This is a genomic window from Calothrix sp. NIES-2100, from assembly GCF_963875285.1.
Classification (GTDB): domain Bacteria; phylum Cyanobacteriota; class Cyanobacteriia; order Cyanobacteriales; family Nostocaceae; genus Aulosira.
This window is the reverse complement of sequence record NZ_CAWNLA010000001.1, coordinates 7,211,119-7,235,625: the sequence shown is the minus strand read 5'-3', so window position 1 is coordinate 7,235,625 and position 24,507 is coordinate 7,211,119. Positions and strand designations below refer to the sequence as shown.

General features: G+C 42.3%; 17 protein-coding genes. 11 read left to right on the top strand and 6 right to left on the bottom strand.

Going from position 1 to position 24,507, the window contains the following annotated elements:
* The first annotated feature begins 15 nt into the window (after nt 1-15).
* Nucleotides 16-3,711, top strand: coding sequence for an eIF2A-related protein (locus AACU32_RS29430; protein ID WP_096604951.1), 3,696 nt, complete (start codon nt 16-18; stop codon nt 3,709-3,711).
* Nucleotides 3,712-3,962: 251 nt separating this feature from the next.
* Here AACU32_RS29430 and AACU32_RS29425 read toward each other — a convergent pair whose 3' ends face one another.
* Together AACU32_RS29425 and AACU32_RS29420 are read right to left on the bottom strand one after the other, a co-directional pair.
* Nucleotides 3,963-4,526: a pentapeptide repeat-containing protein gene (locus AACU32_RS29425; RefSeq protein WP_096604949.1), complete on the bottom strand. Its 564-nt coding sequence runs from the start codon at nt 4,524-4,526 to the stop codon at nt 3,963-3,965.
* A 235-nt stretch (nt 4,527-4,761) separates the two neighbouring features.
* Nucleotides 4,762-5,730, bottom strand: coding sequence for an SGNH/GDSL hydrolase family protein (locus tag AACU32_RS29420; protein WP_096604947.1), 969 nt, complete (start codon nt 5,728-5,730; stop codon nt 4,762-4,764).
* A gap of 471 nt (nt 5,731-6,201) precedes the next feature.
* Here AACU32_RS29420 and AACU32_RS29415 point away from each other — a divergent pair, with 471 nt between their 5' ends.
* The 6 genes from AACU32_RS29415 to AACU32_RS29390 all read left to right on the top strand — a co-directional run bounded on the left by AACU32_RS29415 (nt 6,202) and on the right by AACU32_RS29390 (nt 15,124).
* Nucleotides 6,202-6,342, top strand: a complete 141-nt coding sequence (locus AACU32_RS29415) for a hypothetical protein (protein WP_190477982.1) — start codon at nt 6,202-6,204, stop codon at nt 6,340-6,342.
* Between the two features lie 186 nt (nt 6,343-6,528).
* Nucleotides 6,529-9,423, top strand: coding sequence for a glycerol-3-phosphate acyltransferase (locus tag AACU32_RS29410; protein ID WP_096604945.1), 2,895 nt, complete (start codon nt 6,529-6,531; stop codon nt 9,421-9,423).
* Nucleotides 9,424-9,513: 90 nt separating this feature from the next.
* Nucleotides 9,514-9,864, top strand: a complete 351-nt coding sequence (locus tag AACU32_RS29405) for a cupin domain-containing protein (RefSeq protein ID WP_096604943.1) — start codon at nt 9,514-9,516, stop codon at nt 9,862-9,864.
* Between the two features lie 809 nt (nt 9,865-10,673).
* Nucleotides 10,674-12,053 carry a CmpA/NrtA family ABC transporter substrate-binding protein gene (locus AACU32_RS29400; protein WP_096604941.1) on the top strand — a complete coding sequence of 460 codons (1,380 nt, stop codon included), beginning with the start codon at nt 10,674-10,676 and terminating at the stop codon, nt 12,051-12,053.
* Nucleotides 12,054-12,159: 106 nt separating this feature from the next.
* Nucleotides 12,160-12,999 (top strand): nitrate ABC transporter permease, encoded by an 840-nt coding sequence (ntrB, locus tag AACU32_RS29395; RefSeq protein WP_096604939.1) that lies wholly within the window; start codon nt 12,160-12,162, stop codon nt 12,997-12,999.
* 121 nt (nt 13,000-13,120) lie between these two features.
* Nucleotides 13,121-15,124 carry an ABC transporter ATP-binding/substrate-binding protein gene (locus AACU32_RS29390; RefSeq protein WP_096604937.1) on the top strand — a complete coding sequence of 668 codons (2,004 nt, stop codon included), beginning with the start codon at nt 13,121-13,123 and terminating at the stop codon, nt 15,122-15,124.
* Nucleotides 15,125-15,171: 47 nt separating this feature from the next.
* On the opposite strand, the gene AACU32_RS29385 is transcribed toward AACU32_RS29390, so the two are convergent.
* A complete protein-coding gene (locus AACU32_RS29385; protein WP_096604935.1) occupies nt 15,172-15,561 on the bottom strand; it encodes a hypothetical protein in 390 nt (129 codons plus the stop codon).
* A gap of 76 nt (nt 15,562-15,637) precedes the next feature.
* On the opposite strand from AACU32_RS29385, the gene AACU32_RS29380 reads away from it, so the two are divergent.
* Nucleotides 15,638-16,504 carry a nitrate ABC transporter ATP-binding protein gene (locus AACU32_RS29380; protein WP_096604933.1) on the top strand — a complete coding sequence of 289 codons (867 nt, stop codon included), beginning with the start codon at nt 15,638-15,640 and terminating at the stop codon, nt 16,502-16,504.
* A 516-nt stretch (nt 16,505-17,020) separates the two neighbouring features.
* The gene (locus tag AACU32_RS29375) at nt 17,021-19,465 is read left to right on the top strand and encodes a CHAT domain-containing protein (RefSeq protein ID WP_096604931.1); all 2,445 of its coding nucleotides are present in this window, start codon (nt 17,021-17,023) and stop codon (nt 19,463-19,465) included.
* 95 nt (nt 19,466-19,560) lie between these two features.
* Here the strand turns inward: AACU32_RS29375 and AACU32_RS29370 are convergent, their stop codons facing one another.
* Both AACU32_RS29370 and AACU32_RS29365 read right to left on the bottom strand, forming a co-directional pair.
* Entirely contained in the window at nt 19,561-19,884 is a 324-nt protein-coding gene (locus AACU32_RS29370; protein WP_339378364.1) for a hypothetical protein, read from the bottom strand.
* Nucleotides 19,885-19,941: 57 nt separating this feature from the next.
* Nucleotides 19,942-20,643 (bottom strand): TIGR02117 family protein, encoded by a 702-nt coding sequence (locus tag AACU32_RS29365; protein WP_096604927.1) that lies wholly within the window; start codon nt 20,641-20,643, stop codon nt 19,942-19,944.
* 364 nt (nt 20,644-21,007) lie between these two features.
* On the opposite strand from AACU32_RS29365, the gene AACU32_RS29360 reads away from it, so the two are divergent.
* Both AACU32_RS29360 and AACU32_RS29355 read left to right on the top strand, forming a co-directional pair.
* Nucleotides 21,008-21,895 (top strand): lipid kinase, encoded by an 888-nt coding sequence (locus tag AACU32_RS29360; protein ID WP_096604925.1) that lies wholly within the window; start codon nt 21,008-21,010, stop codon nt 21,893-21,895.
* Between the two features lie 152 nt (nt 21,896-22,047).
* The gene (locus AACU32_RS29355) at nt 22,048-22,653 is read left to right on the top strand and encodes an exopolysaccharide biosynthesis protein (protein WP_339378714.1); all 606 of its coding nucleotides are present in this window, start codon (nt 22,048-22,050) and stop codon (nt 22,651-22,653) included.
* Nucleotides 22,654-23,248: 595 nt separating this feature from the next.
* Here the strand turns inward: AACU32_RS29355 and AACU32_RS29350 are convergent.
* Entirely contained in the window at nt 23,249-24,238 is a 990-nt protein-coding gene (locus AACU32_RS29350; protein ID WP_096604921.1) for a cyanophycin synthetase, read from the bottom strand.
* Nucleotides 24,239-24,507: the final 269 nt, after the last annotated feature.

The window sequence follows — 24,507 nt, the reverse complement described above, 5'->3', positions numbered from 1 at the left end:
GACTGAGCAAATCACATGACAGACGTTTTTATCTCCTATTCGCGCATAGACAAGGAGTTCGTCGTTATTCTCCAAAATGCACTACAAGCTCAGAAGCGTGAAACCTGGGTTGACTGGAAAGATATTCCTTTAACTGCTGATTGGTGGTCAGAAATTGAAGCGGGGATTGAGGCAACTAACACCTTTGTCTTTGTAATTAGTCCAAATTCGATTGCCTCTAAAGTCTGCAATCAAGAGATTGAACACGCAATCAAAAATAGTAAGCGCCTTGTGCCCATTGTACGAAGAGAAGGCTTCGACATAGAGCAGGTTCATCCTGCCCTTTCTCGCCACAACTGGCTGTTCTTTCGGGAACAAGATGATTTTGACAATGTTTTTGCCCACCTAATTCAAGCAATTGATACAAATTTAGAATATGTGCGTGGGCATACGCGCTTGCTGATTCGGGCGCTGGAGTGGGAGAACAAAGGGCGTAATGATAGCTTTTTGCTACGTGGGACTGATTTAGAAGCAGCAGAGCAATGGCTGGTCTCTAGTACTGTTCAACAACCCCAACCAACCCAACAGCAGAAAAACTATATTAGTAAAAGCCACGAAGCCGAAGCCGCCCATCAAAGATTGATGAAAGCTGGACACCAAGCAAGGCAGATGCTTCGCATTGGCTCTGGGATGCTGGTTGTGATGTTGGTATTAGCAGCAATAGCTGGATTCTGGGCAAACAAAACTATTCAAGAAGCACAAGAAGGCACAAGTTTAGAGCGACAGGCAGTAGCAGCTTTACATCAGTTTGAAACACAGTCAATCAAAGCCTTACTCACAGCCATGATTGCGGGGCAAGGATTGCAATCAATAGTTAAGGATGGTCGCCCTCTAGAACAATATCCAACCACCAGACCCATATTAGCTTTACAAAGAATTTTAGATCGGATTCAAGAACGGACGCAGCTGACAGGGCATCAAGATTTGGTTATCAATGCCAGTTTTAGCCCCAATGGCAAGCTGATTGTCACTGCATCCTTTGACAAGACAGCGCGAGTGTGGGACACAACTGGTAAACTTTTAGCCCAACTTCAAGGTCATCAAAAGCCTGTCTACAATGCTACTTTTAGCCCCGATAGCAAGCTGATTGTCACTGCTAGTGAGGACAAGACAGCGCGAGTGTGGGACACAACCGGGAAGTTATTAGCCCAACTCAAAGGGCATCAGGGTTCGGTCAGAAGTGCCAGTTTTAGCCCCGATGGCAAGCTGATTGTCACTGCATCCTTTGACAAGATAGCGCGAGTATGGGACACAACCGGTAAGCTGATAGCCCAACTTAAAGGTCATCAGGATTCGATCAGAAGTGCTAGTTTTAGCCCCGATGGTAAGATGATTCTCACTGCTAGTGATGACAAAACAGTGCGGCTATGGGACATAACCGGGAAGTTATTAGCCCAACTCCAAGGACATCAGGGTTCGGTCAGAAGTGCCAGTTTTAGCCCCGATGGTAAGATGATTCTCACTGCTAGCGATGACAAAACTTCCCGGCTATGGGACATACAAGGTAAGTTATTAGCCCAACTCCAAGGACATCAGGATAAGGTCAGAAGTGCCAGTTTTAGCCCCGATGGCAAGATGATTCTCACTGCCAGTGATGACAAAACAGCGCGGGTATGGGACACAACCGGTAAGCTGTTAAGCCAACTCAAAGGGCATCAAGCTGCGCTCAGAAATGCCAATTTTAGTCCTGATAGTAAGTTGATTGTTACTACCTCCTTTGACAAGACAGTGCGGGTATGGAACACAACTGGTAAGCTGTTAACCCAACTCCCAGGACATCAGCAGCTGGTCATAAATGCCAGTTTTAGTCCTGATAGCAAGCTGATTGTCACTGCCTCTGTTGACAAGACAGCGCGGGTATGGGACATAACGAGTAAGCTGTTAACCCAACTCAAAGGGCATCAGAGTACTGTATACAATGCCAATTTTAGCCCTGATGGTAAGCTGATTGTCACTGCTAGTGAGGACAAGACAGCACAGGTATGGGACATAACAGGTAAGTTGTTAGCCCAACTCAAAGGGCATCAGAGTAGTGTATACAATGCTAGTTTTAGTGCTGATAGTAAGCTGATTGTCACTGCTTCCTTTGACAAGACAGCGCGGGTATGGAACACAAGCGGTAAGCTGTTAACTCAACTCAAAGGGCATCAAGGTGGGATCATCAATGCCAGTTTTAGCCCTAATAGCAAACTGATTGTCACTGCCAGTGATGACAACACAGCACGGGTGTGGGACATAACAGGTAGGCTTTTAACCCAGCTCAAAGGGCATCAAGAACCGACGATAAATGCAAGTTTTAGCCCCAATGGTAAACTAATTGTCACTGCCTCTTGGGACAAGACAGCACGAGTATGGGACACAACTGGTAAGTTGTTAGCCCAACTTAAAGGACATCAAGATAACGTTGACAATGCAAGTTTTAGCCCCGATGGTCAACTAATTGTCACTACCTCTTGGGACAAGACAGCGCGAGTATGGGACACAACTGGTAAGCTGTTAGCCCAACTTAAAGGACATCAGGATAAGGTCAACAATGCCAGTTTTAGCCCCGATAGCAAACTGATTGTCACTGCCAGTGATGACAACACAGCGCGGGTATGGGACACAACCGGTCAGCTGTTAGCCCAACTTCCAGGGCATCCAGGTAGGGTAATCAATGCGAGTTTTAGCCCCGATAACAAACTCATTGTCACTGCCTCTGCTAACACAACGCTAGTGTGGGAAACAACAGGTAGGCTGTTAGCCGAACTCAATAGGCATGAAAAAGCGGTCAACAATGCCAGTTTTAGCCCTGATAGCAAACTAATTGTTACTGCTAGTGATGACAACACAGCACGGGTGTGGTCTGTGGAAAGCTTAGATAAACTGTTGTCACGAGGTTGTGACTGGATGCACGATTACCTTGTTACCCATCCTCAAGACTTGAAAAGACTATCAATATGCCAAAACCCATCTATTTTGATGGCAGCAGCGCCATTTTTGATTGCGGAAGGTGAGGAGCAAGCAAGAAATGGTGCTACCCAAGAAGCAGTTACTACCTTTCGTCAAGCTTTGAAGTGGAATCCCAACTTAAAATTTGACCCAGAGGCAAAAGCAAAGCCATTGGTAGAAGCTGCAAATCAAGTTAATCAGGGTGAGGATTTAGCAGCGGTAGGCAATATTGATGGTGCTGTTGTTGCTTTTCAAGCTGCTTTGCAACTAGACCCTAGTTTTGAATTTGAGCTAAATATAAAAGCCGTTTCCTTGCTAGTTGATAGGGGAAATAAACTGATAGAGGAAAGTAAATTTAAAGAAGCAGTAGCCGCTTACACCAAAGCCCAAAAATTCACTCCCAACGGGGAAATTGATGTGGATTTGTGGAACAAACTTTGTTGGCAAGGGAGTCTGCGGGGTCATGTCAAGGATGTGTTGTCTGCCTGTGAAAAAGCTGTGGCGCTTGCTCCTAATGATGGTAATGTTCGTCATAGTCGTGGCCTTGCTAGGGCGCTAACAGGAAACACAAAAGGCGCAATTGATGACTTTCAAGTATTCATCGCTGAGACTGACAATCAAGAAAGGAAATCACAACGCCAAGGTTGGGTAAAAGTTTTAAGTTCTGGAAAGAATCCATTTACACAGCAAGAAATCAACGGTTTACTTAAAGAGTATAAACTTACAGAGGAAGAGAGGTAAGGAAAAAAGGGTAAACAGTGAATTGAAACCTTTCCCATTTTTCCTTTCTCCTTTAACATATAGCGTTTCTCTGTTTAGTGAGGTACCGTCACCCCACCCCCAACCCCGTCCCCGCAAGCGAGGAGGGGGCTATGATTTACAGAAAATGCTATAACCGTATTGCCAGCGTATTGGCCTATAATAAGACCAGTTTTGTTTAGTGTGTAAATCAACTAACCTGACGTAATTACGATTTATGAGTGACAAATTATTTAATTTTGAATTATTGAGCAACTACCAGCCCAAGTCACCCATTTATGGGATAAACCGATATGCAAAATGCTGTCGCCCATTTCTTGTACAGTAAGACTTGCTCCAGTTAAATCTGCATCAGTAATTTCTGCTTCATCCAGATTACAACAAATCAAATTTGTTTCTCTTAAATCAGCACCTCTTAAATCCGCTCCACTCAATTCTGCTTCGCTGAGGTTTGCACCAAATAGCTTTGCCATTGTTAAATTTGTACCCCGCAAATCAGCACGGCTGAGGTTGGTTTTTTCCAGATTAGCGCTGATCATTTCTGCGCCAATCAAGTTTACCTCACTCAAGTTGGCATTGTTGAGATTAGCACTCGTTAAATCTGCATCAGTCAGGTTTGCTCTAGTTAAGTTACATTCACTTAAGTTCGCTCCACTTAAGTCGGCTCCGCTCAAGTCAGCATCGGCGAAATTTATTCCAGTCAAATCAAAATTAGACAGGTTCGCCTGATGCAGATTGGCTCCATTAAAATTTTTTTCCCCTGCTGCATATCGACTCAGGAGCTTATTGGAGTCCATATTATCACCTCGCTATTTCTAGAGGTATATAAAGTCTAGTTGTGAGTTATCCACTACCCAAACCACACCAAAGTTTCTTGGTTGAGTTATTAAAAACCTAAATATTATTTAGGAAAAACTTTTAGTTTTATTTTGCTATAACTTCTGGAATTTAGAATATCAACTTAATGTAAATATAGGAATGATCGGGAATTATAGACAAGTTGTTACTAACTTTTTGTCATTTAATAGCTGATTATTGATAATCCGATCGCACTTGCTCAATCATTCCCACAAGCGATCGCTCGATGAGTTGGCACACTAGCTGATTACCTTGTAAGTTGAGGTGGATGTGGTCTTGATACAAAGCTTTCACGTTTGGGGTAGAGTTGAATATGGGCAATACATCTATATAAGTGATCTGCTGGGCTTGCGTAAATTCATTTAACCGTTGACGTGCTTTAATTTCGTATTCACGGGAGCCTGGTTCAGCAATCTCTCGCAATAAGGGAGTCATCACTAAGAGAAATTGGCTGTTTTTTTCCTGGGTTAGCGCCTGGATTTTAGCGATCGCCTCTAAATTTATCCCCACGCGATCGCCTGCTTCCTTTTGTAAGGCTTGAATTTCCGGATTTGGCTTTTCTTTGAGCAAATAACGTGAACAGACTTCTACTACAGCTAGAGGCGGTTTCCGATCTGGATAATTGCGATCGCGTCCCACTGGTAAGGATGTCGGAGCCGTAGCAAATAAATCATCGGTATTAATTAATAACACTACTACCTGGGCTTGAAAACTCCCAAATCTTTGCAGATAGGCTAATTCATTTCTTGGACCCCAAGAATTAGCTGATGCATTTAATACTTCGACTTGTTGATATTTACCGTTAGTCGCTGAAGTTAAGGAGCGCATCATTAACTGAGAAATTGTATTATCCTGATCTGTCCACCAACCACCATTAGCGATTGAGTCTCCCAGCATTAACACTCGTAATGTAGAAGGTGCAGGTGTTTTTTGGATCGGCTGGCTACGCATAGAATATTCATTAATCTCAATCCGATTCCCAAAGCGACGGGTGTGCTGGTTAGGCGCTAACAAATAACCTATCTGCTCATCACCAAGGTAAATCAGGGGATTCCCAAAACCAAAGAGCGATCGCAATCCCACTTCAATCACTACCAGTAATCCGATAATTACTGCCAAAATTATCAGCAATGCTAATTTCACCTGCAACTACTCTCCAATTAATTTAAGAAAATTAATCGCCTAACAGTAAAGTATTAAATTATACTATTTTTATCTCAGCCTCTAGACAGATTTCTCATAATTCGCTATCTCTAAAGTTATAAATACATTTATGCAAAAAAAATTTAAGTTTTAGTATTTTAAATCACTTTTATTTGCAGAAATTTTAGAGATACTTATGTCTAAAATCTCACTGTTCGGACTTTAGGCAACTGGCACAGTCAAGAGTCAATAGTCCATAGTAATTATTCTTGACCAATGACCAATGACCATTGACTACTGAGTATTAAGTATAAACTACTACTTTATTTTCAAAGATGTAGATAGATTTCTGGGGGTCATTGTTGCAAAGCTTAAACAAAATAATAATAACGATTTAATACTATCTTTAAACAGAAGGACTACAATCAAAGCGGACAAATTAGCACTGTAACAAAGGAGGTTTACAAAGCTATGTCCGATTTAAATCGCGGAATCATGAAATTTGATGGAGCAGATTCGCCAAAAGTGGTCACTATCTCTACCGTGCTGCTGTTGGGGTCTATTGCTGGTCTAATTATTTGGGCATTACAAGCTGCTTATGCGCTAAACTAGGAATTAGCTGCTTAGTATTCGGTCGGTTGGCAGGACACTGGCTAAATTGGCTTCTGCCTCAGCCAAGTGTACCTTGCCCAACTCCGCGCCCTTGAAAGCATCAATAAAATTTCCGTAAGATTTTAGATTTGAGATTTGAGATGCAAAATGCAAAATCCAAGATAAATCTAAAATCCAAAATCCACGATGTTTGAACTTTGGGGTGCCTTAACTATTTTAATTGTCTGCCCCTTACTGGGTGCGTTACCGCTAATTGCCTGGATTACCTACGCCCTCACAGGGAAGCAATTAGCAAGACTCGGTACTGGAAATATTAGTGTGTCAGCCGCTTTTTACCACGGTGGCAAACTGGTAGGCATTCTCGCAGTAATATCAGAAGCTTTTAAAGGGATTGCAGCAGTTCTGATTGCCCGTGCTTTCTTTGGAGAGGGGTCAACTTGGGAACTGATAGCTCTGATTGCTTTGGTAATAGGTAGATACTCCATTGGTAAAGGAGCAGGTACAACAAACGTCGTCTGGGGATTTTTGGTACACGATCCACTCGTGGCAGGTTTTATAGCTTTTTTAGCAGCGATCAGCTTTACTGTTCTCCAATCCAAGAAATTAGTAAAGTTCGGCGTTTTGCTGCTATTCCCGCTGTTTGTCGCCGTGCTGCACGTTGAAGATTTCTTGAGAATTATTGCAGCGGCTAGCTTGGCGGGATTATTAGGTTGGATTTATACCAAGATTCCTGATGACCTGAATCTCCCAGCCGAAGGTGCAAAAGCAGAATCAAAAGCCATGCTGCAATTTTTGGGTGGCGAAACCAAACTTCTGTCTCTAAGTGAAGACTTAGATGAGACAAAAGTTGGGCACAAAGCAGCGGCGCTATCTCAACTCAAGCGCTGGGGTTACCCAGTTCCTAAAGGGTGGGTACTTACTCCCAACGACGATCCCAATGGCGTAATCGACTTTTTCGCTCCTTCGGAATTATCACCTTTAGTAGTGCGTTCTTCGGCAATTGGTGAAGACTCAGAACAAGCTTCTGCGGCTGGACAGTACGAAACGGTGTTGAACGTTACCAGCGAACAGAAGCTCAAAGAAGCGATCGCCCAAGTAAGATCTTCTTATGATAATCCTACTGCGGTACAATATCGGCGCGATCGCGGTTTACCAGACCAAGCAATGGCGGTGCTGATTCAACAACAAGTCCAGAGTGTCTATTCTGGTGTGGCTTTCAGTCGCGATCCCATTACTCAGCAAGGTGATGCCATTGTGATTGAAGCTTTACCAGGCAACGCCAGTCAAGTTGTCTCCGGCAGAGTCACCCCCGAACAATATCGGGCTTTTGTGGTCGAAACTGAAAATTTCTCTTCTGTACAATTAGAAGGTACAGGCAGAGTACCACAAGCATTAATTAAACAAGTAGCCTTATTAACCCGCCGTTTAGAAAAACGTTATCACGGCATTCCGCAAGATATAGAATGGAGTTACGACGGTCAAACGCTTTGGGTATTACAAGCTAGACCCATCACCACCTTGTTACCCATCTGGACAAGAAAAATCGCCGCCGAAGTTATCCCCGGAGTGATTCATCCCTTAACTTGGTCGGTGAATCGCCCCTTAACTTGTGGCGTTTGGGGAGAAATTTTTACTTTGGGTTTAGGCGATCGCGTTTTGGGATTAGATTTTGCCGAAACCGCAACTCTGCATTATTCAAGAGCATATTTTAATGCATCCCTCCTAGGGCAGATATTTTTGCGCATGGGTTTACCACCAGAAAGCTTAGACTTTTTAACTAGAGGCGATAGCTTAAGTAAACCGCCTTTAATTTCTACTTTGCGGAGTATACCGGGATTGCTGCGGTTAGTACGCCGGGAAATGGATTTAGAAGCAGAGTTTAAGCAAGATTACCGCGAGAAGTTTGTACCTGTATTGTCCCAGTTAGCCCACGAATCGATTGCAGAACTGGAACCATCCCAGTTATTAGCGAGAGTTGACATGATTTTAGAAGTGCTGCGCCTGGGAACTTACTATAGTATTTTCGCTCCCATCAGTGCTGCCATCAGACAGAAAATTTTTCGGGTCAAGGATGGGCAAATTGATAATAGTGTTGCACCAGAGGTAGCAGTTTTAAGAGCGCTGAGTACTTTAGCGCAAAATGCCAAACAGGTATTACCAGAATTTGAGCCGGAGAAAGTCTTTGAGCAGTTGGAGTCAACGCCCGAAGGCCAGAACGTTTTGTATGATTTTAACGAACTGCTGCAAGATTACGGCTATTTAAGTGAAGTTGGCACTGATATCTCCGTGACCACCTGGAAAGAAGACCCCCACTATGTCAAACAGTTATTTGTGCAGTTAATGCAGGGAAATGAAGCGCCCACAGGTGGTATAGATCCCATAAATCAAGTTTTTTCAGGGAAACGAAAACGGGGAAATGTCCAACGCCGAGTGGATCTTAAAGGTCGAGTCACCGAGGTATACTCCCGACTGTTAGCTGAATTACGTTGGAGTTTTGTGGCTTTAGAGCAGATTTGGTTAAAATCCGGCTGGCTGAGAGAACCTGGCGATATCTTTTTTCTCGAGTTGGATGAAATTGGCATTTTAGTTGCGGCGACTGATCCTGAATTTAGTAGCCATTTACAGCAATTGGTGCAAACAAGGCGATCGCAATTTGAACAAGACAGCCAAATCACTCAAATTCCCCTCCTAGTTTACGGCCATACACCGCCCCATCCCCTAGCCCCCTCAGCTTTGTACTCCGACCAAATTTTACAGGGTATTCCCGCCAGTCACGGACAAGCTGAAGGCAAAATCAAGGTGTTACGAAATTTACAAAACTTGCCCACAATTGACAGACAGACAATTTTGGTAGTACCTTACACAGATTCCGCCTGGGCCCCAATCTTAGTCAGGGCAGGAGGATTGATTTCTGAAGCCGGAGGCAGACTTTCTCACGGTGCGATCGTTGCTCGTGAATACGGAATTCCCGCAGTCATGGATGTGCGTGGTGCTACCTGGTTGCTGCAAGATGGGCAGCGAGTACGAATCGATGGCTCTCGGGGGATTGTGGAATTATCCAATGATTTAAGACCCGAATGATATCATGTCCGTTTGAACACATGTTAATGAAAGCGTTGCTTAGAGGTAACGCTTCCATTGACATATATAAGTAATCTCCCGGGCAGAATTATGATTACCACGTCCCTGAATGAATTGCCAGAAGAGCCAGTTTCTCACAACCCCCAAATCAAGAAAAAAGTGATGCTGCGGTTTGGGGATTTACCTCATCTGACCAACTTTTCCCAAGCACGTTTTGCTCCCGGACAAAGCGCCCCAGCCCACGCCCATCAAGATATGTCTGAAGTGTTTTTTGTGGAAGCGGGTGCAGGAGCTATATATATAGATGGCAAAGAATACTCCTTGGTTCCCGGTAATTGTGTAGCAGTAGAACCAGGGGAAGTGCATGAAGTTGTGAATACTGGTACAAATGAACTTGTTATGACCTACTTTGGTTTGCGCACAGAAAAGCCCGTCTCATAATTTTCTCTGTAGGGTGGGCAAAGTGCCCACCAGAGTGCGATCAGACAGTGGTGCAAGATATCAGCCTCCCACGGGCGCGATTAACGCTCCCGCAAAATATGAAACTTGCACATTTTGATAAAATTTCTCAAAGCCTTACTATATAAAGGTTTTAAAATGTGCAAGTAGAGAGCAGAGGCTTGAATATCCTGAGTTGAGGAAAAGTTCGGGCAATCCGAAAATCATCTAAGACTATATAAGATCACAAATGCAGCAATATTAAGTTTTGTTTCCCCAACTCCACCTACGGGCTGTTCCTTGACTTTACATAAGTTAATCAATCAAATCGCTCATTATAGATTCACACAATGGTTACTATTAAAAATTTGTAGAAATCATTATTAAAAAGGCAATTGAAATCATTTAAAAATATGCATTCATAGCCGAGCAACCATAAAATCCATAGAGAAAAACTTATATATTAGAAGTTTTTGGCGGCTTTCAGGCTGATTGATAAAATTTTACTTATATATCTAATCTAATATTTATTTAAGAATCATCGTTCCAAAGTTACCATTTACGCCGGAAAACCTGTAAACTAATTTCAACAAGTTAAGTGATGCTTCCTCCGTTGGCAAGATTCTAATCTATCCATTCCCAAATTTTTTTTGATAAACGCAGAATTTGCTATCGCCATTTCTTCTAGAAATGACGAAAGTCTGTGTACCTAAAAACGCTCAAATTAACAATTAAGATGTGCAAGAAACTTTTGATTTACTTGCCTTGATTGCCATACATAAAAACTTACATTTCACCTGTTAGGAGACATCATGACGGAATTTTTAAATCGATTTTCTCGCCGCAAATTTATCTTAACAGCTGGAGCTTCTGCGGGGGCTGTATTCCTGAAAGGCTGTTTGGGCAATCCTCCTGAGAATCTTAGCAGTGGTGGTGGTACAACAAAACCAGCAGTTCAAGAAGTAGCTAATATTAGTCCTGAGCAAAAGCCAGAAACTACCACAGTTAAACTGGGATATATTCCTATTGTGGAAGCAGCGCCTCTAATTATTGCTAAAGAAAAAGGCTTTTTTGCGAAGTATGGCATGAATGTAGACCTTGCCAAACAGGCTTCTTGGGGTGCAGCTAGAGATAACGTAGAAATTGGCTCGGTTGGTGGTGGAATTGATGGCGGTCAATGGCAAATGCCAATGCCTCATTTAATTACAGAAGGCTTAATTACCAAGGGAAATCAAAAAATTCCCATGTATGTATTATGTCAATTAATTACACATGGGAATGGAATTGCGATCGCCAACAAGCACCAAGGTAAAGGTGTAAGTCTGCAATTGGCTGGCGCTAAGTCTTTATTTAAAGAACTCAAATCTTCCACACCCTTCACCGCTGCTTTCACCTTTCCCCATGTCAACCAAGATTTGTGGATTCGCTACTGGTTAGCAGCCGGTGGAATAGACCCAGATGCAGATGTGAAATTGCTCACCGTACCTGCGGCGCAAACCGTCGCCAACATGAAAACCGGCACAATGGATGCATTTAGTACTGGTGACCCCTGGCCCTTCCGCCTGGTTAACGACAAAATTGGCTACATGGCTGCATTAACCGCAGAGATTTGGAAGAACCATCCTGAAGAATACTTGGCGATGCGGGCTGATTGGGTAGACAAACATCCTAAAGCCACCAAAGCCATACTCAAAGGTATTATGGAAGCCCAGCAGTGGTTAGATAATTTTGACAACCGCAAAGAAGCTGCTCAAATTCTCGCTGGTAGAAATTACTTTAACCTACCCTCAGCAGAAATTCTCGCAGATCCATATCAAGGTAAATATGATATGGGTGATGGTCGCAAAATTGATGATAAAACAATGGCGGCTTACTACTGGAAAGATGGCAAAGGTAATGTTTCTTATCCCTACAAGAGCCATGATTTATGGTTTATCACCGAAAATGTGCGTTGGGGATTTTTACCCAAAGATTACATCACCAATAATGCTGCCAAAGCAAAAGAACTAATCAATAAAGTCAACCGCGAAGATATTTGGAAAGAAGCTGCGAAAGAAGCAGGAATTGCGGCGGCTGATATTCCTACAAATACATCTCGTGGTGTGGAAGAGTTTTTTGATGGCACAAAGTTTGACCCAGAAAAACCTGAAGAATATTTGAAGAGTCTCAAGATTAAAAAGGTCAGTGTTTAGTTAAGGGACAAGGGGGATAAGGGGGACAAGGGAGAAATAACAAACGACAAATGACAAATGACAACTGACTAACACCAAATACCAAATTTAGAGGAGAAAACAGTATATGACAATTGCTCAAAAACGCCCTGCAAGTCCTAGGTTTGACAACAGCTTTATATCCCGGTTGCAAAAGCAATTTCCGAATGTTGTACCGCCTGCGATCGCAATTATAATATTTCTGGTTGTCTGGCAACTGTTTGCTTTGACTCCTGGCGCTACATTACCCGGGCCAGTTCAAGTGATCACAGATACTTGGATATTAATTTTGTATCCCTTTTATGACAAAGGTGGCACAGATAAAGGTCTTTTTTGGCAGATTTGGGCAAGCCTACAAAGGGTGGCAATTAGTTACACACTAGCGGCAATTGTGGGTATTGGTTTGGGTATTTTGATTGGGGTGAATAAAACCATGTCTAAGGCTTTAGACCCAATCTTTCAATTATTACGGACTGTACCACCTCTGGCTTGGGTGCCAATTTCCTTAGCAGCTTTACGCCAAAACGAACCAGCAGCTTTATTTGTTATCTTCATCACCGCAATTTGGCCGATATTAATTAACACTGCTGTGGGTGTAACTCAAATTCCCCAAGATTACAACAACGTCGCTAAAGTTCTGCAATTGAGCCGCAAAGACTACTTTATCAATATCTTAATTCCTGCTGCTTTACCCTACATTTTCACAGGTCTAAGAATTGCGATTGGTTTGGCTTGGTTAGCGATTATCGCCGCAGAAATTGTCATGTCCGGTATTGTCGGGATTGGCTTCTTTATCTGGGATGCTTATCAAAATAACAACGTTAGTGAAGTTATTTTGGCTCTAGTTTATATCGGCGTTGTCGGTTTAATCCTCGATAAATTAATGGCTTGGGTGCAAAACCTGATTTTACCAGCAGAACAAAAATAGCCAATAGTCATTAGTCATTGGTCATTGGTCATTAGTAAAAAATAATGACCAAGCACAAATGACAAAGGACAAATGACAAAGGACAAATGACAAAGGACAACTGACAAAGGACAATTGACAAATGAGTGTATTCGTTGCTGTTGACCAAATTGATAAGGTTTTTGAGTTGACTGGTGGTGGTAAATATATTGCTCTCAAAGGAATTGACTTACAAATTAGAAAAGGTGAGTTTGTTTCTTTAATTGGTCACTCCGGTTGTGGTAAATCTACTCTGTTAAATATGATTGCGGGGTTAGATTTACCTTCTGAAGGTGTTGTGACCTTGGAAGGACAAAGAATTGCTAAACCAGGCCCCGATAGGATGGTGGTATTTCAAAATTATTCCTTACTACCTTGGCGGACTGTTAGAGAAAATATTGCTTTGGCTGTAGATTCAGTCATGAAGGGGATGCCGGCTGCTGAACGCCGATCTATTGTAGAAAAACATATAGATATGGTGGGTTTGCGTCCCCATGCTGATAAGCAACCGGGGATGTTATCGGGGGGACAAAAACAGCGAGTTGCGATCGCTCGCGCCTTAGCGATTCGTCCCAAATTACTCTTGCTAGATGAGCCTTTTGGTGCTTTGGATGCACTGACACGGGGGAATTTGCAAGAACAATTAATGCAAATCTGCGAAGAAAATCAAGTCACGGCGGTAATGGTTACCCATGACGTAGATGAAGCAGTGTTGCTATCTGATAGAATTGTCATGTTGACCAATGGCCCCGAATCGAAAATTGGTGACATCTTAGAAGTAGATATCCCCAGACCCCGCAAACGCATGGAAGTAGTAGAACATCCCAGCTACTACAGTCTGCGGAGTGAGATGATTTACTTCCTCAACCAGCAGAAACGCATCAAGAAAATTCGGGCGCGGAAAACTGCTAATATTTCCCGTCATGGTTTAGAAAAAGTTAACTTAGAAATTGGCTTTTTACCCCTCAGCGCTTGCGCACCTCTGGCTATTGCGAAAGAAAAAGGCTTTTTCGCCAAGCATGGTTTAGATGAAGTTAACTTAGTCCGGGAAACCAGCTGGCGTGGTATTGAAGATGGTATCACGGGCGGTTATTTAGATGCAGCCCAAATGCCTTCGGGTATGCCAATGTGGTTAACATTGGGCGGACATAAAAACCAACCAGTACCCGTAGTTAGTTCCCTCACCATGACTCGTAACGGTAACGCTATTACTTTGGCGAAACGCTTTTACGACCAAGGTGTGCAAAGCTTATCAGACTTTAAAAAATATCTCCTGCGTACCCGCGAACAAAGACACATCATGGGGGTAGTGCATCCCGCATCCATGCACAACTTACTGCTGCGTTACTGGCTAGCTGCTGGGGGAGTTGACCCCGATATCGATGTGGATATGAAGACCATTCCCCCGGCGCAGATGGTAGCTGACTTACAAAATGGTAGTATTGACGGTTACTGTGTCGGTGAACCTTGGAACTACCGCGCCGCAGTTGAAGGTGTTGGCTTTACCGTAGCGACAGACTTAGAAGTTTGGCTAGGACACCCTGGTAAAGTTCTCGGTGTGCGGGAAGATTGGGCGGAAGCTTACCCTAATACCCATATTGCTTTAACTAAAGCTTTATTAGAAGCTTGTGTTTACTGTGCAGATCCCCAAAATGCTGAGGAAATTAGAAGGATTACAGCAGGGCGAGATTATGTCAGTACTGATTTAGAGTATATTCAACTCGAAGATCCTGATAATTTGACTTGTGATTTAGACCATCCATTACGAGATTACGCCCATCACCAATTTTATTCTGAGTCGGCAATTAACCGCCCCAGCCGTACCGAGCAAATTTGGATCATGAGTCAACTAGCGCGGTGGGGTGATACTCCCTTCCCCAGAAATTGGGTAGAAGTTGTAGAAAGAGTTTGTCGGGTGCGAGTTTTCAGCACCGCAGCGAGAGAATTAGGCTTAGATATCAGCTATACTCGCCAGCCGATTCAGCTATTTGATGGTACACCATTTAACGCTGACGATCCGATCGCCTATCTCAACAGCTTGCAGATTAAGCGTGATTTCTCTGTTGCTGAAGTCGTTCTTGATGCACCGCGCAGAACAGCAGCGTAAATTCAGGCTTCGACTTCTCTGCGAGACGCTACGCGAACGCTCAGCCTTCATTTTTCCAGACTTGAGAGTCGAGGAAGCTCATTAATGAGGCTCGGAAGTTCATTAATGAGGCTCAGAACTCGGTTAATCAAGTTCAGAACTCGGTTAATCAAGCTCAGAACTCCGTTAATCAGGTTCAGAACTCCGTTAATCAGGTTCAGAACTCCGTTAATCAGGCTTTGAACTCCGTTAATCAAGCTCATAACTTGGTTAATCAAGTTCAGAACTCGGTTAATCAAGTTCAGAACTCCGTTAATCAGGTTCAGAACTCCGTTAATCAGGCTCAGAACTCGGTTAATCAGGTTCAGAACTCCGTTAATCAAGCTCAGAACTCGGTTAATCAGGCTCAGAACTCGGTTAATCAGGCTTTGAACTCCGTTAATGATTTTTAAATTCAAATTCCCCTAATTTCATCCTTCATCCTTCATCCTTCATCCTTCATCCTTCATCCTTCATCCTTCATCCTTCCTTGCTATGCAAAACCGCAATTTAAGATTAGCCGAAACTCCCAGAGATGCACAAAGAACAGGATATGTCAATAGCGTCAATCGCCAGCCTTTCCTAGAGATTAAAGACGTTTCTAAAGTTTACCCCACAAAAAAAGGCCCCTTCACCGTACTTGATGGCGTAAACCTCAACGTAGAACAAGGCGAATTTCTCTGTGTAATTGGTCACTCCGGCTGTGGCAAATCAACCCTGCTGAATATGGTATCGGGTTTTAACTTTCCTTCGTCAGGACAAGTACTGCTAGAAGGACAACCCATCACCAAACCAGGCCCAGACAGGATGGTTGTGTTCCAAAACTATGCTTTACTTCCCTGGCGCACAGCATTTGAAAATATTTATCTCGCTGTCAACGCAGTTTACCCCGAAAAACCAGAAGCTGAAAAAAGAGCGATCGTCCGCGAACATTTGGCAATGGTGGGACTTGGTGATGCAATGGAAAAGAAACCAATGCAGATGTCTGGGGGGATGAGACAGCGGGTTTCCATCGCCAGGGCTTTGGCGATTCGTCCCAAAGTTCTCATTTTAGATGAACCCTTTGGGGCATTAGATGCGATTACCAAAGAAGAATTACAAGAAGAATTACTGAAGATTTGGGGTGATAATCGCTGCACAGTGCTGATGATTACCCATGACATTGATGAAGCGCTATTTTTAGCCGATAAATTGGTGATGATGACCAATGGCCCCCATGCAAAGATTGGGGAAGTCTTGGAAATTCCCTTTTCTCGTCCACGCGATCGCGCCCGCATCATGGAAGATCCACAATATTACAAGCTGCGGAACTATGCGCTGGACTTCCTGTTTAACAGATTTGCCCACGATGACGTAGGGTAAACCCTCCCCCGACACCTTAAAGGTTAGCACCCAGTCAAAAGTAAAAGGTAAAATCAACAACCAGCCTTTTATTTTTGACTTTTTTTCATGAGTGTAGTTTTCTCGCTTACCCGATATATCGCCCGCAGGCTGGAAGCCTGGGGCTAGCGGTACGAAGCCCACCTTCGTGGGCTGATTTATTTAGCCCACGAAGGTGGGCTTTGTAGGATTAGCCTTTTTTATGAGTGTAGTTTTCTCGCTTACCCGATATATCGCCCGCAGGCTGGAAGCCTGGGGCTAACGGTACGAAGCCTGCCTTCGCAGGCTCAATTTATTTAGCCTGCGAAGGCAGGCTTTGTTCGATTAGCCGCACCCGGAGGTGACGGCGGGATTGGGGGATAAGCGAGGATCTCATCCCAATTCGCCAGCAGCATCACAACAATTAATCTTCATGCCAAAAATAAATTTCACCAAAACTGCATACCCTGAACTATCACAGAGATATATGTTACTGACAGGGAAACCTCAGTAACACCCATGAAAATACACAAAATTGCACTTCTTACCCTCATTACCCTACTCATCACCATTGGACAAGCGCCCATCAACCACAGCGCAATTGTGGGAATAACCCAGGTGTTAGCGCAAAATCCATCCGCGCAGAAAGCAGAAGCTGATAGATTATTTAACCAAGGTAAACAGCAGTATCAAACCAGTCAATTTGAAGCTGCATTGCGATCGTGGCAGCAAGCACTAATTATTTACCGAGAAATCAAAGACCGTAAAAGCGAAGAAAACGCGCTGGGTAATCTCGGTAATGCTTACTTGTATCTGGGAAACTACAAAAAAGCTATTGATCACTTCCAGCACATTTTAGCGATCGCCCAACAAATCAAAGACCGTCAAGGTGAGGGTAATGCGCTGGGTGGTATCGGTCTTGCTTACTTGTATTTGGGAGACTACAAAAAAACCATTGACTACTTCCAGCAGAATTTAGCGATCGCCCAACAAATCAAAGACCGTCAAGGTGAGGGTAATGCGCTGGGTAATCTCGGTATTGCTTACAGTGTTCTAGGAGAATACCCCAAAGCCATTGATTACCACCAGCAACACTTAGCGATCACTAGGGAAATGAAAGACCGTCAAGGCGAAAGTAATGCGCTGGGTAATCTCGGTATTGCTTACCGTGAACTAGGAGGCTACAAAAAAGCTATTGAGTATCAACAGCAAAGTTTAGAGATAGCCAGGGAAATCAAAGACCGTTTTGGCGAAGGTGGGACATTGGGTAGTATCGGTATTGCTTACTATTTTTTAGGAGACTATAAAAAAGCCATTGATTACTACCAGCAAAGTTTAGCAATTCTCAGGGAAATCAAAAATCGTCAAGGCGAGGGTTTGACACTGGGTAATATCGGGAGTGCTTACAATACTTTGGGAGACTACAAAACAGCCATTGATTACCACGAGCAGCACTTAGCGATCGCCCGTGAAATTCAAGACCGTAATGGCGAAGGAAGCTCTTTACAGAATTTAGGACTTACTTTCTACAAACAAGGTAATCTCCTCGCAGCAGAGAAAACCCTGTATGAGGGAATTACGGTTGTTGAATCTCTGCGAGATAAAAAGTTAGCCGATACCGACAAAATCTCACTTTTTGATGCCCAAAGCACCATCTACAGAGATTTACAAAAAGTCCTCATCGCCCAAAATAAAACTGATGCTGCTTTAGAAATTGCTGAACGCGGTCGCGCTAGGGCGTTTGTTGAGTTGTTAGCATCTCGTGTATCTACTAATAATAAACAGGCGTATAAATCACCGCAACCACCAACAATTTCTGAGATTAAACAAATTGCTCAACAGCAAAATGCCACTCTTGTTCAATATTCTATTATTTATGATGATTTCAAAGTTACAGGCAAAGAACAAACTAAAGAATCAGACCTCTATATTTGGGTTGTCAAGCCTACAGGGGAAGTCACATTCCGCAAAGTTGACATTAAACCCCTGTGGCAAAAAGATAATACAACTTTAGATAAATTAGTGACTCAAGGCCGTCTAGGTATTGGTGTGGTTAGAGGTGGACGCGCTGGCGGTATTATTGCCACTCAAAATCCTGATGCTGCAAACGTGAAAAAGCCATTACAAAAACTGCATGACATTTTAATTAAAGATATCGCTGATTTGTTACCAAAAAATCCTAATGAAAGAGTTATTTTCATTCCCCAAAGTTCTTTATTTCTTGCACCCTTCCCAGCTTTGCGCGATGAGCAAGGTAAGTACTTAATTGAAAAACATACCATTCTCACAGCCCCAGCAATTCAAGTGTTAGATTTTACTCATCAATTAGGCGCAGGGAGACAAACTAATTATAATAATGCCTTGATTGTCGGTAATCCTACTATGCCTGTAGTTTCTACAGAACCGGGTAAATCTGCAACACGCTTAGATCCACTACCAGGGGCGGAACTAGAAGCAAAGACGATTGCGAAGATGTTGAAAACTCAGGCGATTCTGGGTAAAGATGCGACGAAAGCCAATATCTTGCAACGCTTATCTTCAGTCGATGTGATTCATCTTGCTACTCACGGTTGGGCGGATGATAACCGGGGTTTGGGTAGCTGGATTGCTTTTGCACCATCTCTTAATGATGATGGTTTACTCACAGCTGAGGAAATTTTAGATTTAAAATTAAAAGCGCAATTAGTCGTTCTCAGTGCTTGTGAAACTGGGAAAGGGAAACTTTCCGGTGATGGGGTGATTGGGTTGTCGCGTTCTTTAATTTCTGCGGGTGTTCCTAGTGTGTTGGTGTCGTTGTGGCAAGTAGCGGATGAACCGACACAATATTTAATGGTGGAGTTTTATAAAAGTTTGCAAACTCAACCTGATAAGGCGCTGGCTTTGCGTCAAGCGATGTTGAAGACGAAGGAGAAGTTTCCGAACCCTGTTAATTGGGCGGCGTTTACGTTGATTGGCGAAAGGTGACGGGCTTCTCTGCGAGACGCTACGCGAACGACTTCTCTGCGAGACGCTACGCGAACGCTCAGCCCTCGATGCTCAGTAGTGGGTTTCGACTTCGCTCAACCCACGATCGCTATATCGGCGATCGCAATTGTTATATCGGAGAACCCAAAAGCTATATCGGCGATCGCAATTGTTATATCGGAGAACTCAATTGCTATATCGGCGATCGCAATTGTTATATCGGAGAACTCAATTGCTATATCGGCGATCGCAATTGTTATATCGGAGAACCCAAAAGCTATATCGGCGATCGCAATTGTTATATCGGAGAACCCAAAAGCTATATTGGCGATCGCAATTGCTATATCGGAGAACCCAATTGCTATATCGGCGATGCCTGCGGCGGGCGACGCCGGAGCAATTGCTATATCGGATGACAAATGACTAATGACTAATGACAAATGACTAATGACTAATGACAAATGACAAATGACTAATCACTGACACCCACTTCTTAATTGCAACATAATAGCCGCCGAAAGCCCATCCCAAAGCGGAGTGTTAACATCAGCTTGTCTCAATGCTTCTGCCGTCCAATTATTACAATTTCGTAATATAGAATAACTGCCCCACGCATCATAAAAGCCAGCATTAGTAGTATGACCATTACCAATGCGGATAACTCTACCTTGATTGTCTACTTTAAAAGTAGCTTCAATAAATTTTATTAATTTTAAATAATTATTTTTATTAACTTTAATACATTTAACTTCCAGATAATCTGGTATTAATTGATAACCTTGAACATATATTACAGATGGAGTCGGTAAAAATAAAGCTTTAAAAGTCGTAGACAATCGTAAATCCCCCAGAGAAGGGGTTGACATATAAAAAGCGCGATCGCCCCAGCCAAAACTTAAATAATTATAACCATTGGAATTATCTATACCAATTCCCTCTACAGAGATACGATTGTGCCAATCAAAAACATGATTTTTTGTTGGTAAAATTATATTAGAATGAATACCTGTATTAGAAATACAAACATCCAAATTACAATTATCTTTTGGTTTATAAGTCCATTTCCTAGGGATGAAGACACCAATAGCTAATAAAGCTAGACTAAATAAACACCCTTTAAAAAAGTAACGCCGAAAATTTACAAACCAGTGGGCAAATGAATTCCGAGTAACTTTCATAACAATGAAGGGGATAAGGGAGACAAGGAGAGAAGTCTGAGCGCCGGCGTCCGGCGTTAGCGCAGCGGTAGCGAGGTACGAGCGTCTGGCTTCTCCTAACGGAGACGCTGCGCGAACGCCAACGTCTTCTCCCAAGGGGAGACGCTGCGCGAACGACGAACAGAACTTCGGAGGGACAAGAAGGATAAGAAGGACAAGGAAGACAAGGAAGACAAGGAGGACAAGGAGGACAAGGAGGACAAGGAGGACAAGGAAGACAAGGAGGAAAAATCACTATCACCTTCTTAACAAATAACAAATGACAAATGACAAATGACAAATGGCAAATGACAAATGACAAATAACGATATCAAAGGTAATACCCATGAGTTCCCGCGCATTGTTATTAGTAAATCGTCATGCGCGCCAAGGAGAAAAGCGCCTCACAGAAGCGATTGAATGTCTCAAAAAATCAGGCTTTGATTTAATTGAAGAATCTACAGAACACCCCAAGCACCTGACTGAAATTATTCTTCACTACCAACATCAAGTTGACTTGGTAATTATTGGCGGCGGCGATGGTACACTCAATGCCGCAGTCGATGCTTTAGTCGATACGCAATTACCTTTAGGTATCTTACCTTTAGGAACTGCTAACGATTTAGCTAGAACTTTAGGAATTCCCAATTCCTTAACCGAAGCCTGCAAAATTATTGCTGCTGGAGAGCAACGCCGCATAGATTTAGGATGGGTAAATGGCAAGCATTTTTTCAACGTCGCCAGTATGGGACTGAGTGTAAAAATCACTCAGCGACTTACCAAAGAAGTAAAACGCCGTTGGGGAGTATTCGCTTACCTCGCCACAGCATTGCAAGTAATCTGGGAATCTCGCCCCTTTAGCGCCGAAATTCGCATTAACGGGGAATCGATTCGCGTGCGCACTGTACAAATTGCTGTCGGCAATGGTCGCTATTATGGTGGGGGAATGGCAGTAGCTCACGATGCCACAATTGACGATCAAAGATTGGATCTCTACAGCTTAGAAATCAATCATTGGTGGCAAATCATACCCTTACTTCCAGCCATACGACAAGGAAAACATATAAAATGGCGAGAAGTTCGTGCTTTGCAGGGTCAAGAAATGGAAGTTCATACCCGAAAACCACGTCCCATCAATACCGATGGCGAAATAACTACCTATACTCCTGCGCATTTTTACGTTATCCCTACAGCCGTATCTGTATTTGTCCCGTCAGAAGGAGAGCAGTTTTAATTTTCGCGTGTTAGATTATTAACACAGAATATATTAAAGATAAATAAAATTTGATTTTTTACGGAATTTTTTGTAGAACAAATGTATACCTTGATCAGCGATTCACTTAACTAAAGCTGGGTATTGTGGAAATTCGCCCAGACTCACGCCAAATGCACCTCAGATTTTCTCAAGAAATTAAGTCATTGCTGCAAAATTTAGCCGAACAGCCGCTAACCCTAGGAGAGATTCTGGCAAAAACTTCCGAGCGTGGCTTTAGCTTGGTAATAGCATTATTAGTTTTACCATTTTTATTTCCCATGCCACCAGGATTAACTGGGCCATTTGGTGCTGCTTGCTTGATATTATCATTGCAGATGGTTTTAGGAAGGCGATCGCCTTGGCTACCCAAAAAAATAGCCAACTACAAATTTCCTCGCCGCTTTGCTCACGTATTGTTGCATAACATGCGTCGAGTTACCAGGATAGTAGAAAAAATTGCTCGTCCCCGGTTACCGAAAATAGCAAATAGTAATTGGGCTTGGCGATTCAATGGATTTTGTATTTCCTTATTAACCTTACTCCTAATTACACCAATTCCCTTTACTAATCCCATCCCTACTGTCGGTATTTTACTATTAGCAGTTGCCACCATCGAATCTGACGGTTTATTGATGTGTATTAGCTATGTATTTACTGTCTTAATTACCGGAATATTTGCATTTCTTGGTTATGCACTGTGGTTAGCGCCAAGTTTGTTACCAGCTATTTTCAGATAAACTTATCTTTTATTCTCTGCGTACTCTGTCTTGAAAATAGCGTTGACTCTTAAGGGACTTCCAAGTCAAAAAATATTCCATTACTCTTGTTGTAGGGGCGGGTTTAATCAACATATCTGTTTTCGGCGTGAATATCTCACAGAACCCGCCCCTACAGACGGTTGACGGTTGAGTGTTAACTGTTAACTGTGAACCGTCAACCGTCAACGACTTTAACGTTTTTGCATAGCAAAAAATCAATACTGGATGCAATCGTTATCACCTGCTCACAATCCCCACTTATGAGTACATTGAAGGTGGGGACTTCCGCAATCCATAAAAAAAGTCCCCAACCTAAAGCTGAGGACTGTAGTTAAAATTAAGGTGCATCTACCATATCTATCTCCATCATGATTTAGTGATATCAGGAAGAATTAGATTAATCACAGAAACTTTATAAAACTCCATTTGTAGTCAGAACTTCAATCGTGCATTTTCCAGCAATAAAATACTAACTACGAAATCATCAAAATCGATAAACTCAGATTCCCGACTTTTTTAAGAAGTCGGGGATCTTGTTGTTAACTACGAATTACGAATTACAAATTACGAATTACTAATAATTCTCCATAGCTTGCAGAACTTTGAGATACAAATTTTCTACTCTCTTAGTTTGTAATTCACCAAAAGAAGCATAATTCAGTAAGCCAGGAGAACCATTAACTTCAATCAGAATATAATCCTCCATTGGCTGAGTTATATCACTAGTAATAATATCTACGCCTGCTAATCTTAAACCCATATCTTTTGTGATCTTAATTGCCAATTTTTGGAAATCTGCATGGATTTTTTCAGTTAAATCAACCGCTTCACCTCCACTGGATAAATTTGCATTGTCCAAAAGATAGACAATAGTATCTTTCGGGAGTACACTATTAAAAGATAGCTTTTGTCTTTTTAACTTTTTTTGGATTCTAAAGTCCTCAAAATCGATAATTCTTCTACCAGCTTTATTCAAAATCACCTGTTTTTTTTGCAAAAGCTCCCAAATACTATCTTTTCCATCCCCTACTACAAATAAAGGAATTCTTTGATAGGTAATAATTACCTCATCATCTAGCACTACAATTCTGTAATCATTACCAAAATGAAATCTTTCAACAATAAAACCTGATGTTATTTGTAAGATTTTTTTGGCTACTTGATAGTATTCTCGTTTATTATGAACTTTAGTAACTAAAATACCTTGACTAAGATTAAGTGGCTTAACAATTACAGGAAATTTTAAAGCTTTAGCATAATCAAACCCATCATCCATATTTCTTAAGGTGCCGATTTTTTGACACAATCTATCATTAAAAAATGTTTTACCCTCAGGAACTCTATAACCAAAATGCCTGAGAAAAAAACTAGAGCAACCTTTATCTTTGGCAATTTCTGCTGCACCGAAACCATTAATGTTAAATTGAGTTGACCGAAAAACAGTAGTTTTACCGGTTTTAAAAGTAATGTGTCCGACAAATTTACATTCTGGATCTATTAATAGTACTGCTCCTATTTGTTCAACAATTTTTTGCAGTATTGATACTATAAATGGTGTTTTCATCTTGATAAAGATTAGGTTTAAATTGCCAGTAATCTAGACATTTGTGCTAGTTTTGAGCAGGATTAAAAATCCCATAGGCATAATCCTGGGGAAATTAGCTCTGCTGCTTTGATGTTCAACTGTGGTTTTCTTAATTAAGATGGAAAAATGGACACATATATATTCAAGTGTTAGGTACTAAATTGTCAATCCGGCAATTTGTCTCAAAGCTATTCAGTAGGTGTTTAAAAATAACCATTCTGTTCTTGTCAATAAACTCACAATGATAC